We start from the raw sequence: 12,618 nt of genomic DNA, 5'->3' as shown, positions 1-12,618 counted from the left end.
GTCGCCGGTATCGCCCGGCACTGCGATCGTCCACTTTCACTCCATTCTTCTCATGAGCGATCAACAATTGTCCGCCGACGTCGTCATCGTCGGTGCGGGTGCCGCCGGCAGCATGGCCGCGCTGGAGCTCGCCCGCGCCGGGCTGTCGGTGCTGATGCTCGACGCCGGCCCGCGCGTTACGCGCGGTGAAATCGTCGAGAACTTCCGCAACTCGCCCGCGACCACGCGTGCGCTGACCACGCCGTATCCGCCCAAGCCCTGGGCTCTGGCGCCATTTAACGATGTCGACGGCACGGCCCTCGATTATCTGCAGGTCGATGGCCCCGATGGCTATGCCTACCAGACCGACTATCTGCGATTGGTTGGCGGCACGACGTGGCACTGGGCGGGCTGTGCGTGGCGGCATCTGCCGAACGACTTCCGCTTGCAGTCCACCTATGGCGTTGGCCGGGATTGGCCGATCAGCTATGACGATCTCGAGCCGTACTACTACCGAGCGGAAGTGGAGATGGGGGTGTGCGGCCCGGACCCGTCGCGCGGTGCGGAAGATCTCGGTTCACCACGCAAGCAGCCGTATCCGATGGAGAAGATGCCCTGGACCTATCCGAGCAAGGTCCTGGCAGAGGTTGTTGCCAAGCACACCGACTACCGCGTGGTGCACGAGCCGGAGGCGCGCAACACGCATCCGTACGATGGCCGACCAGCGTGCGCAGGCAACAACAACTGCATGCCGATCTGCCCGATCGGTGCGATGTACAACGCGATGGAAACCGTCATCAAGGCCGAAAGGGCCGGTGCACGCGTGCGCGAGAACTCGGTCGTCTATCGCATCGAGACCGACGCTGCCAACAAGAAGGTCGTGGCGGTGCACTTCTACGATCCGGACAAGCGCTCGTACCGCGTGACTGCCAAACGCTTCATTCTGGCCGCGCACAACATCGAGACCACGAAGCTGATGCTCATGTCAAAGGATGACAAGAACCCGAACGGCATGGGCAACAAGACCGATCAGGTCGGGCGCAACTTGATGGAGCACGCCGGCATGGAGGTGCAGTTCATCAGCCGTGACCCGGTGTGGATGGGGCAGGGGCCGCAGCACAATTCGGCCATCGACAGCCTGCGAGACGGCCCGTGGCGTGGTGAGATGGCCGCTGCCATCACCCGCATCGACGATAGCAATATGACGGCTCCCGTGGCGCAGCAGGCGCTGGCTTCGGGCCTGGTCGGCAAGAAGCTGGACGCCGCCATTCGGCATGGCGTGGCGCACAAGCTCGAGCTGTCTTCGCACCACGAGGTGTTGCCGAGCGCGGACAACCGTCTGACGCTGGCAGACAAGCGCGACGTACTTGGCATCCCGTACCCCAAGGTCTGGTACCGCATTGACGAGTACACGCGCAAGAGCGCGCGGCGCACCCTTGAGATGTACCAGGCGATCTTCAAGGGCATGGGCGCGAGCGACATCACCTACATCCCCGATGCGAAAGACCCGTTCAAGTTTGCCGCGCAGGATCACCCGATGGGCGGCTTGCTGATGGGCAATGACCCCAACACGTCGGTGGTCGACAAGTACTGCCGCGTACACGAGCAGGACAACCTGTACGTGGCATCGAGTGCCGTGTTCAACAACGGCGGTACGGGCAACCCAACGTTGACCATCGCGGCGCTTGCACTGCGCATTGCCGATACGGTCAAGGCCGATCTGGCACGCGGTTGAGGAGCGCAACATGAAGTTTTCAATGCGACTCCCCCGTGTGTTGCAGGGGCTGCTGCTGACAATGCTGACTGCAGGTGCGGCCTATGCGGCGGATGCGGGCGTCGACCAGACCGAGCTGATTGCGCGCGGCCGTTATCTGGCCAAGGCGGCTGATTGCGTGGCCTGCCATACCGCACCAGGCGGCAAGCCGATGGCGGGTGGCCTGCCGATCGATTCGCCGTTCGGCAAGATCTACGCAAGCAATATCACGCCGTCGAAGACGCACGGGATCGGCAGCTACACCGAGGCCCAGTTCGCGCGTGCCGTGCGCGAAGGCGTCAACGTGCAAGGCCAGCGCCTGTACCCCGCCATGCCGTACACGTCCTATGCCGGGACCACGGACGAGGATATCCGCGCGCTGTACGCGTACTTCTTGCACGACGTTGAGGCGGTAGACACCACACCGCCGCCCACCACGCTGGCGTTTCCGTTTAACCAGCGCTGGCTGATGATAGGCTGGAACCTGCTGTTCCTCGATCGCGGCCCCTTCATACCGGTTGAAGGCAAGGACGCCCAATGGAATCGCGGCAAGTATCTGGTCGACACGCTGGCGCACTGCGGTGCGTGCCATACGCCGCGCAACGTGCTGATGGCCGAGAAGCGCAGCTTGGCGTTCTCTGGTGGTCAAGTCGGCCCCTGGCGCGCGCCGAACATCACGTCGGACCCCGTAAGCGGCATCGGTGTCTGGTCGGTTGATGAGCTGGTGCAGTACATGCGCAACGGCGCCGTCGAAGGCAAGGGGCAGGCCGCGGGCGGCATGGCGGAGGCCATCCAGAACAGCCTGCAATATCTGAGTACGGAAGACCTGACCGCCATCGCCACGTACCTGAAGGATTCGGTGCCAGTGCGCAGCTCAGCCGATACACGCCCAGCGTTCGAATACGGCGATGTCGATGTCGACTTCGAAGCCGGCCTGCGTGCCGTGAACACAGGCATCGGTTATCAGGCCGCTGGCCCGGGGTATCCACATCTCACGACTGGCGCGCAGCTCTACAGCGCCAACTGTGCGAGCTGCCACCAGACGACCGGCCGCGGCACGCGCGGGCAGGCATTCCCGAGCCTAGCCCACAACACCGTGCTGGGCCGGGACAATGCCGACAACCTGGTGAACGTGATTCTCGACGGCCTGCACATCCGTGTGGGCGATGAAGAACGCTTGATGCCTGGCTTCAAGGATGCGTTGACCGACGCTCAGGTGGCCCAACTGGCAGCCTTCGTGATGCAGCAATACGGTAACCCGACCGTGACGGTGGATGAGGCGCGCGTCAAGGTGCTGCGGCAGGGCGGCGACGATGCCGGTGCACCGCTGCGCAGGTTGATGGAGTGGAGCGCGATTGCCGCGGTGATTGTGCTGGCCTTGCTTGCCGCGTGGTGGAAACGCCGACGCCATCGTTGACTGGCCGGGTGAGAATGAAAAATGCGCTTCGCAGCAATACTGCGAAGCGCATTTTTTTTTGTGAGGCTGCGTGCGTAGCAGGCGATCAGTGCGCGCCAGCCGCCGCCTCCGCGCCACCGGCCGACTTTGCCGGCTTGGTCAGCCAGATAAAGCCGATCAGCACGATAAACAAGACCGCCGAAATCCAGAAGATATCGTTGGCGCCGAGCATCGCGGCCTGCTGCGTGATCGTGCGCTCGATCACGCCATTGGCCTGCAGGTTAGGCATGCCCAACTGCGTGTACTGGTTGATCGATGACGTATAGGCAGGGTTGTATGCATTCGCATGCTCGACCAACTGCGCGTGGTGCAGAGCAGAGCGGTTGTCCCAGATCGTGGTCGAGATCGATGCACCGATGCCACCAAACATGATCCGCACGAAATTCGACAGGCCCGATGCCGCCGGAATCCGCTCGGGCGACAGGCCCGACAGGATGATCGACGTGAGCGGGATGAAGAACATCGCCATGGCTGCGCCCTGGATGAGCGTCGGGATCAGCAGCGTCCGCGTATCGATCTGTGTGGTGAAGTGCGAACGCATCCAGAACACCAGCGCGAACGTCAGGAACGCCGCAGTGGCCACCCAGCGCGCGTCCATTTTCGGCAGATTCTTGCCGATGACGGGCGAGAGGATGATGGCGAAAATGCCTACTGGCGCCATGATCAGGCCCGCGTCCGTTGCGGTATAGCCCACGATGGTCTGCAGCCACAGTGGCAGGATCACCAGGTTGCCGAAGAACAGCCCGTACGCCACCGAAATGGCGACGACCCCGGCACTGAAGTTGCGCCCCTTGAACAGCGTCAGATCCACCACCGGGTGGTCTTCGGTCAATTCCCATATCAGGAAGAAGGCGAAGCCCACGATGGCGACGACGGTCAGCACGACGATCTCAGTCGAGTTGAACCAGTCGAGCTCTTTGCCGCGGTCCAGCATCAACTGCAGCGAGCCTACCCAGAGCACAAGCAATGCCAGACCGATCTTGTCGATGGGCAGCGCACGTGTGGGCGATTCACGATCCTTGTAGATGGCCCAGGTTGCATACGCAGCCCCGATGCCCACCGGGATGTTGATGTAGAAGATCCACGGCCAGCTCATGTTGTCCGAGATCCAGCCGCCCAGGATCGGGCCCATGACGGGCGCAACCAGTGTGGTCATGCCCCACAGCGCCAGCGCCATCGAACTCTTGGCCGGTGGATACGTAGACAGCAGCAGTGCCTGCGACAGCGGAATCATCGGGCCGGCAACTGCGCCCTGGATGATCCGTGCGGTAATCAGCATGCCCATGTTGGGCGCCAGCCCGCACGCCCACGACGACAGCACGAACAGGATGATCGACGTAATGAACAGGCGCACCTGTCCGAAACGCTGTGTCAGCCAACCCGTGAGCGGCACCGAGATGGCGTTGGCCACCGCAAACGAGGTGATGACCCATGTGCCTTGGTTCGGCGCCACGCCCAGGTCACCCGAAATGGCCGGGATCGACACGTTGGCAATGGACGAATCCAGCACGTTCATGAAGGTGGCCAGCGACAGTGCCACCGTACCGATCGCCAGTTTGGCGCCGGTCAGTGGTTGTGGCGGCTTGAGCGCGGCGGTTGCCATGCGTGTCAGACCTTGGGTGCGGGTTGCGATGCGCTCGGTGCGGAGGCGGCTGCCGGTGCGGTGGCAGAGGCAGGTGCATTGACCGCACCACGGCCACCGTTGGTAGCGATGATGCTGGCGATGACCTGGTCGGCATCCTTGCCGGCTTGGTCGTACACATTGGTTTCCAGCGGCGACGCGGCCGGCGTGGAGGCCAGGCTCTGGCCGCCTTCGTCATGGATATCGACCTTGGCGATCATCGACAGGCCCACGCGCAGCGGGTGGTCCTTCAGCTCCTTCGGGTCGAGCGACACGCGCACCGGCAGGCGTTGCACCACCTTGATCCAGTTGCCCGTGGCGTTTTGTGCCGGCAGCAGCGAGAACGCCGAGCCCGTGCCCGCCGAGAAGCCGACCACCTTGCCGTGATACGTCACGCTGCTGCCGTATACATCGGCTTCCAGCTCAACCGGCTGGCCCACGCGCATGTGGCGCACCTGCACTTCCTTGAAGTTGGCGTCGACCCAGAGTTGGTCCAGCGGCACGATCGCCATCAGCGGCGTGCCCGGGGCAACGCGCTGGCCAACCTGCACCGAGCGCTTGGCCACATAGCCCGTTACCGTTGCCGGCAGGCTCGTGCGGGCGTACGCCAGATAGGCTTCACGCACCTTGGCGGCGGCCTGCAGTACGTTCGGGTGGCGCTCCAGCGTGGTCTGCTCGGTCAGAACGCGGTTGCCTTGCAGTTGCTCCTTGGCGGTTTCAACGGCGGCCTCGGCGGCTTGCAGGGCAGTTTGCGCGTGCGAGATTTCTTCCTGCGACACCGCACCCGTGCCGGCGATCTGCTTGCGGCGTGCGAGGTCGTCCTTCGCCTTGGCGAGATCTGACTGACGTTGTGCCAGTGCAGACGTATAGGCGCTGGTATTCGAGTACAGCGTGCGTACCTGGCGCACGGTTTGCGCGAGGGCCGCTTCGGACTGCTCCAGCGCGACGCGTGCGTCGGCACGGTCCAGCTCGATCAGCGGTTGGCCGGAGGTGACGAGCTGCGTGTCGTCAGCGCGGATGGCCACCACGGTGCCGGCCACCTGCGGCGTCACCTGGACCACGTTGCCTTGTACGTATGCATCGTCGGTCGACTCGAACCAGCGGCCATACAGGCCCCAGTAGAGGCCATAACCGACGCCGGCGACCACCAATGCGGCGGCCAGCGTGGTCAGCATGCGCTTGCGTTTTCCGTTGCCATTGCCGTTGGGCGCCGCCGCAGGAGCTGCAGCTGGGTTTCCGGAACCTGGGGCTGCGGACGGGGCGGCGGCTTGGGGCTTGTTGTCACTCATGATGTTGGCTCGAAAGAATGCGTTGGAACAGTCGGTTCAATTCAAATCAGCTATGCGACGGGGCTTGTTGGGCAGCCTCGCCGGTCGTCATGTGTTCGGGCTTGGCGCCGGGCAGCTCTTCTGCCGTGTAGCCGCCGCCGAGTGCCTTGATCAGTGCCATCTGCACATCCAGGCGACGTGCCTGCAGATCGGTGGCGAGCTTGCGTTGCTGCAGCACCGTGGTCTCTGCGTTCAGCACGGTGAGCTGCGTGCCCAGTCCGGCGCCATAACGGGTACGGGCCAGGCTGTAGGCACGTTCGGCTTCCGACAGGGCTGTGCGCTGGATCGTGATCTGCGAATCGATACTGTGCAGCGCGGTGATCTGGTCAGCCGTATCGTGCAGGGCTTCGGTCAGCGTCTGGTTGTAGCTGGCGACGGCCGCGTCATAGCTGGCGTACTTGCCGCGCAGGTTGGCGCGCAGCTTGCCGCCCTGGAAGATCGGCAGCTTGAGCGCCGGGCCGATGCCGAGCTGGCGCGAGTTGCCCAGCAGCAGGTTTTCCGGAAGGATCGATGCCACGCCCAGGAAGGCGGTCAGGCTGATGTCCGGCAGGAACTCGGCCTTGGCCACGTCGATGTCCTTCGATGCGGCCTCGACACGCCAGCGCGCGGCCACGAGGTCCGGGCGGCGGCCGATCAGGTCGATGGTCAGGTTGTTCGGCAGCTTGGGCGTGCTTTGTGCCAGCAGCGTCGGGCGGGCAATCGACAGACCGCGATCCGGGCCCTTGCCGAGCAGCGCGGCCAACTGGTTGCGTGCCAGCGCAATCTGTTCGTCGACTTGCTCCAGCTCGGTTTGCGCTGCGGCAACGTTGGCGCGCGCCTGCGTGGTTTCGACTTGCGTATCCAGACCGGCACGCAGGCGCTGGCCGGCGAGGTTGGTCAGGTCCTTGCGCTGGTCGATGGTGCGCTGGGCCACGTCGCGCTGCGCATACAGTGCGGCGAGCTTGGCGTAGGTGCGTGCCACCGAGGTCGAGAGCATCAGCCGGGCCGCCTGGCTTTCGGCTTCCATGGCCTTGTCATCAGACAGTGCGGCTTCCAGTGCGGAGCGGTTCTTGCCCCAGAAGTCCAGGTCGTAGCTCACGCCCAACTGGATCTTCGATTCGGTGAACCAGTTGCCGCCCAGCGGCGTGCCTTCAAACAGGTCGTAAGAAGACAGGCGCTGGCGTGTCATCTCGGCATCCAGGCCCACGCTGGGGTACAGGTTGCCGCGCACCACGTCAGCCATGGCGCGCGATGCGCGCACGCGGGCAAAGGCGACCTGTAGGTTGGGGTTGTCCTTGATTGCCTCGTCCACCAGCGCGTGCAGTTGCGGGTCGTTGAACTGGTCGACCCAGTTCATCGTCGGCCACTGGCCGCCCTGCGAGGGCAGCGTTTTTGCGCTGGCCAATTGCTCGGGCGATGTCAGCGTCTGCGTGCTGTGCGAGTTGCCGAGGTTGGCGCAGCCTGCCAGCGCGGCCAGTGCAATGGCGGAAAGCGCCACACCCAGGCGTGCCGGCCATTGCGCCCGGGTGTAGCCCGTGCGGCCGCGGGAGCCAAGTGCCTGGGGGGCGGAGTTCAAGGCGTTCATGTTGTTTGAGGTGTCAGGCGATCAGGAGAGCGAAAAACGTTTGGTGCAATTCAGGCTGTGCGGCGTCAGTGATCGGCGGTGCGCTGGCGGTTGCCTTCGGTTGCGGTGCCGTTGTCGAGAATGCGCTTGAGAAGACCGCGCAACGTATCGACGTCGGCGCGCGTGAAATCGGCAAAGAAACGGTTCAGCACACGGGTATAGATGGCGGGCATGCGGTCGGCCATTTCACGTCCGGCAACGGTCAATTCCAGGTGCACGACGCGGCGGTCGGATTCGCTGCGCACGCGCTCGATCAGGCCGCGCTTTTCCATGCGGCTCAGCATGCGGGTGAGCGAGCCGATGTCGGTGTTCAGTTCGCGGCCGAGGTCGGTGGCGGTCTGGCAGCGGCCGTTGGCGAGCAGCACCAGGCAACTGGCCTGAGAGTGCGTCACGTCCATCTGCGCAACTTCCTGCTCGATCGCCATGGATAGCGCCGTCTTCGCGCGCCCGACGAGGTAGCCCACGCTTTCACACATGCGGTAGTCCTCCACCCGGAACAGGGTTCCGGTAGCAGCAACTTCGGTGGCGGGTCTTGTCTGTTCGGACATCTTATGTATGCGCAATCATTGTCCGGACAAATATACGAATCGGCGCAGCAAACGGCAAGGTACTGAATGTGTGATTCCAGTTTTAGAAATAATGTGTGATCCAAGTGTCGCTTGCGCAATATCCCTTCATAGATTCGTCAGGGCGTGTCATGTCTTGCGCATCGCAGCATGCTAGAATGTCAGGTTATTCCGCGAGCTGTTTCATGGCTTGCGCCACGTCTTTTCGAGTTCACATCCCATGCGCGCGCTTCGCAACATCGCCATCATTGCCCACGTTGACCACGGCAAAACCACGCTGGTCGACCAGCTCCTCCGCCAGGCCGGTACGTTCCGCGAGAACGAGCAGCTCACCGAACGCGTGATGGACTCGAACGACATCGAAAAAGAGCGCGGCATCACGATCCTGGCCAAGAACTGCGCGGTTGAGTACAACGGCACGCACATCAACATCGTCGACACGCCGGGACACGCGGACTTCGGCGGTGAAGTGGAGCGTGTGCTGTCGATGGTCGACGGCGTGCTGCTGCTGGTGGATGCCCAAGAAGGCCCGATGCCGCAGACGCGCTTTGTGACGCGCAAGGCGCTGGCCCTGGGCCTGAAGCCGATCGTCGTGGTCAACAAGGTGGATCGCCCGGGTGCACGTCCGGACTGGGTGATCAACGAGACCTTCGAGCTGTTCGATAAGCTGGGCGCCACTGACGAGCAGCTCGACTTCCCGATCGTGTACGCCTCGGGCCTGAACGGCTACGCCGGCCTGACCGACGACGTGCGCAGCGGCGACATGAAGCCGCTGTTCGAGACCATTCTCGAGAAGGTGCCGCAGCGTGACGATGACCCGAACGGCCCGCTCCAATTGCAGATCATCTCGCTCGATTACTCCAGCTACGTCGGCAAGATCGGCGTGGGCCGCATCACGCGTGGCCGCGTGCGTCCGCTGCAAGATGTGGTGGTCAAGTTTGGCCCGGAAGGCGCGCCGATCAAGGGCCGCGTCAACCAGGTGCTGAAGTTCCGCGGTCTGGAGCGCGAGATCGTGCCCGAAGCGGAAGCCGGCGACATCGTGCTGATCAACGGTATTGAAGAGCTGGGCATCGGCTGCACGGTGTGCGCGCCGGACGCCCAGGACGCGCTGCCGATGCTGAAGGTGGACGAGCCGACGCTGACGATGAACTTCTGCGTCAACACCTCGCCGCTGGCGGGCCGTGAAGGCAAGTTCGTGACGAGCCGCCAACTGCGCGACCGTCTGGACCGCGAGCTGAAGTCCAACGTGGCACTGCGTGTGAAGGACACCGGCGATGACACGATCTTCGAAGTGTCGGGCCGTGGCGAACTGCACCTGACGATTCTGGTGGAAAACATGCGCCGCGAAGGCTACGAGTTGGCCGTGTCGCGCCCGCGCGTGGTGTTCAAGGAAATCGACGGCGTGAAGTGCGAGCCGTTCGAGCGCCTGACCGTGGACGTGGAAGACGGCCACCAGGGCGGCGTGATGGAAGAACTGGGCCGCCGCAAGGGCGAACTGCTCGACATGGCGTCCGACGGCAAGGGCCGCACCCGCCTGGAATACCGCATTCCGGCGCGTGGCCTGATTGGCTTCCAGGGTGAATTCCTGACGCTGACGCGCGGCACCGGCCTGATCAGCCACATCTTCGACGACTACTCCCCGGTCAAGGAAGGCGACCTGGGCGAGCGCCACAACGGCGTGCTGATCTCGCAGGATGACGGCGCGGCCGTGGCCTACGCACTGTGGAAGCTGCAGGATCGCGGCCGCATGTTTGTGTCGCCGGGCGATGCACTGTACGAAGGCATGATCATCGGCATCCACAGCCGCGATAACGATCTGGTCGTGAACCCGATCAAGGGCAAGCAGCTGACCAACGTGCGCGCGTCGGGTACTGACGAAGCCGTGCGTCTGGTGCCGCCGATCCAGATGTCGCTGGAATATGCGGTGGAATTCATCGCGGATGACGAGCTGGTGGAAGTCACGCCGAAGAGCATCCGTCTGCGCAAGCGCCACCTGAAGGAGCACGAGCGCAAGCGTGCTTCGCGTGAAGAAGCGGTCTGATCGCCAGTCGATCCGCCAAGAAAAACGCCCCGAGGTTTCGGGGCGTTTTGTTTTGGTGCGTTGTGCTCAGGAGGGGGAGCCAATGCTGCTTGGTGCCGCGGTCGCCGTAGACCGCGGGCTGCGCCACTCGGGCGGTTTCCACAGATAGCGGAGGTCCCGATCGCGAAACACATCGGCCCACATATCGCCCCATTCATGAAAGGTGAGGGTGATTGGGTTGTGCGTATGGACTTGCCGCGTGATGCCAAAGGTGGGCGCTTCTTCCTCGGGTACGAAACTGCCGAACATGCGGTCCCAGATGGTCAGCACGCCGGCGTAGTTGCGGTCGATGTATTGCGGGTTCTTGGCGTGGTGCACGCGATGCACGGAAGGCGTATTGACGTACTGCCCCAGCCAGCGCCAGAAACCTGCATAACGCGAATCCAGCGCACCCAGCCGCGTGTGCACGAAGAACTGGAATGCCAGGTTGAGGCCCACCGCCAGGATCACCCAATCCGGCGTAAAGCCGATCCACGCCAGCGGAATCCAGAACAGCCACATCCCCGAAATCGGGTAGGTCAGGCTTTGCCGGAACGCGGTCGAGAAGTTCATGCCCTCCGACGAGTGATGCGTCACATGCGATGCCCACATCCAGCGCACACGGTGGCTGGCGCGGTGGAAGAAGTAGTAGAGAAAGTCCTGCAGCAGCAGAAGGAGGGCGAATGACCACCATGTCTCAGGCACTGCGCGCAGGCCATGGCTGTACGTCCACGAATAGACCGTCTTGACCATCAGCCACAGGAAGAACGCGTCGGATGCCTGGTGCATGAGCGCGAGGCAGGCGTTTGAAACGGTGTCCTTGAGACTGTAGATGGACGGGTCACGTTTGCGCCAATACCAAGCCTCCGCGCCGATCGTCAGCAGGAAGACCGGTGCGAAGGCCAGCAGGATCAGGCCGGGGTCGAAACTGGCCGCGCCGGGGGCGCCGTTGGCAGGGTTCATCTGATTGTTGTGATGTGTGTTGTCTCCAACTTGCAGATATACGCCCAACACCCGGGTCGCGAAAGGGGGCGGGCTAGAGCCCTTCCTCGCTTGAGCGGCACGTCGTGTACAGTGCGACCCGTCATTCCCAAAACACAACACGAGACATATGCAATCCATCGCTTCGACCGCGCCCCAGGCTGATGTCCAACCCAACGTGATCGCCGAGGTATGCGGCGGCATCGGCTGGCTGACGCTGAACCGGCCGCAAGCGCTCAATGCGCTGTCGCTGGAGATGATCCGCGCGATGTCGCATGCGCTGCTGGCCTGGCAGCACGATCCGGCCGTTCACGCCGTCATCCTGCGTGGCGAGGGCGGCAAGGCGCTGTGCGCGGGTGGCGACATCCGCTTCTTCCACCGCGCGGCCACGGCCGGAGACCCGCAGCTCATCACCTTTTTCACCGAGGAATACCGTCTCAACCACCTGATCTTCAGCTATGCCAAGCCCTATATCGCGCTGATGGACGGCGTGGTGATGGGGGGTGGCATGGGCATCTCGCAAGGTGCGTCGCTGCGCGTGGTGACCGAGCGCACGAAAATGGCCATGCCTGAAACCAACATCGGCCTGTTCCCGGATGTGGGCGGCGGTTGGTTTCTGGCGCGTGTGCCGGGCCATGTGGGCGAATACCTGGGCGTGACGGGGCAGATGATCGAGGCGGCGGATGCGCTTTCAGTTAGCCTGGCCGATTGCCATGTCTCGACCGAGGCGCTGGCGGCTGTTGTGCCGCGCCTGCGTGATGGCACATGGCAGAGCGCCGAGCAGATCGTCGCCTGCTTTACCGAAGCCGCAACGGTGCCGGACGCCGCCAAGGCGCTCATTGGCCCGCACCGCGCCGCGATCGATGCATGTTTCGGCCAGGCTACCGTCCCTGCAATTCTGGCGGGGCTGGCCGGCAGCACTGACGCCGAGTGGGCCGAGCAGACCGCCGCGCACATGGCCAAGCGCTCGCCGCTGATGATGGCCGTGACGCTGGAGTTGATCCGCCGCGGCCGTCACACCACGCTGGCCGATGAGCTGCGCCGCGAACTGGGCATGATGACGCACGTGTTTGCTGAGGGCGATGGTATCGAAGGCATCCGCGCACTGGCCGTCGACAAGGACCATTCGCCCAAATGGAAGCACGCGAACATCGACGCCGTGCGCGACGATGAAGTGGCCGCGTTCTTTGTCTCGCCCTGGCGCCGCGAGCAGCATCCGCTGCTGGGGTTGTCGGACTAGAAACCGGTAAACTGCGCGCCTGAATTGACCTG

The 12,618-nt window shown here is 63.6% G+C and carries 9 protein-coding genes; 4 read left to right on the top strand and 5 right to left on the bottom strand.

Annotated features, from left to right (window positions below; genetic code table 11):
- Positions 1 to 52 precede the first annotated feature (52 nt).
- Positions 53 to 1,714, top strand: a complete 1,662-nt coding sequence (locus tag R2N11_RS08110) for a GMC family oxidoreductase (RefSeq protein WP_316680763.1) — start codon at positions 53 to 55, stop codon at positions 1,712 to 1,714.
- Between the two features lie 10 nt (positions 1,715 to 1,724).
- Entirely contained in the window at positions 1,725 to 3,149 is a 1,425-nt protein-coding gene (locus tag R2N11_RS08105) for a c-type cytochrome (RefSeq protein ID WP_316680762.1), read from the top strand.
- Positions 3,150 to 3,234: 85 nt separating this feature from the next.
- Here R2N11_RS08105 and R2N11_RS08100 read toward each other — a convergent pair whose 3' ends face one another.
- The 4 genes from R2N11_RS08100 to R2N11_RS08085 all read right to left on the bottom strand — a co-directional run bounded on the left by R2N11_RS08100 (position 3,235) and on the right by R2N11_RS08085 (position 8,288).
- Positions 3,235 to 4,791, bottom strand: coding sequence for a DHA2 family efflux MFS transporter permease subunit (locus R2N11_RS08100; protein WP_199030926.1), 1,557 nt, complete (start codon positions 4,789 to 4,791; stop codon positions 3,235 to 3,237).
- A 5-nt stretch (positions 4,792 to 4,796) separates the two neighbouring features.
- Entirely contained in the window at positions 4,797 to 6,098 is a 1,302-nt protein-coding gene (locus R2N11_RS08095; RefSeq protein WP_199030925.1) for an HlyD/EmrA/EmrK family protein, read from the bottom strand.
- Positions 6,099 to 6,144: 46 nt separating this feature from the next.
- Positions 6,145 to 7,701 carry an AdeC/AdeK/OprM family multidrug efflux complex outer membrane factor gene (locus R2N11_RS08090; RefSeq protein WP_316680761.1) on the bottom strand — a complete coding sequence of 519 codons (1,557 nt, stop codon included), beginning with the start codon at positions 7,699 to 7,701 and terminating at the stop codon, positions 6,145 to 6,147.
- Positions 7,702 to 7,766: 65 nt separating this feature from the next.
- Positions 7,767 to 8,288: a MarR family winged helix-turn-helix transcriptional regulator gene (locus R2N11_RS08085; protein ID WP_430715420.1), complete on the bottom strand. Its 522-nt coding sequence runs from the start codon at positions 8,286 to 8,288 to the stop codon at positions 7,767 to 7,769.
- A gap of 238 nt (positions 8,289 to 8,526) precedes the next feature.
- Between R2N11_RS08085 and typA the strand changes: the two genes are divergently transcribed.
- Positions 8,527 to 10,347, top strand: coding sequence for a translational GTPase TypA (gene typA, locus R2N11_RS08080; protein WP_048932191.1), 1,821 nt, complete (start codon positions 8,527 to 8,529; stop codon positions 10,345 to 10,347).
- Positions 10,348 to 10,413: 66 nt separating this feature from the next.
- Here typA and R2N11_RS08075 read toward each other — a convergent pair whose 3' ends face one another.
- Entirely contained in the window at positions 10,414 to 11,328 is a 915-nt protein-coding gene (locus R2N11_RS08075) for a sterol desaturase family protein (protein ID WP_316680760.1), read from the bottom strand.
- Positions 11,329 to 11,476: 148 nt separating this feature from the next.
- On the opposite strand from R2N11_RS08075, the gene R2N11_RS08070 reads away from it, so the two are divergent.
- Positions 11,477 to 12,586, top strand: a complete 1,110-nt coding sequence (locus tag R2N11_RS08070) for an enoyl-CoA hydratase/isomerase family protein (protein ID WP_316680759.1) — start codon at positions 11,477 to 11,479, stop codon at positions 12,584 to 12,586.
- The last annotated feature ends 32 nt before the right edge of the window (positions 12,587 to 12,618 follow it).

Source organism: Ralstonia flaminis, assembly GCF_958415495.1.
GTDB classification, from domain to species: Bacteria; Pseudomonadota; Gammaproteobacteria; order Burkholderiales; family Burkholderiaceae; genus Ralstonia; species Ralstonia flaminis.
The sequence above is the reverse complement of the archived record's forward strand: the minus strand, read 5'-3'. Positions and strand labels throughout refer to the sequence as shown.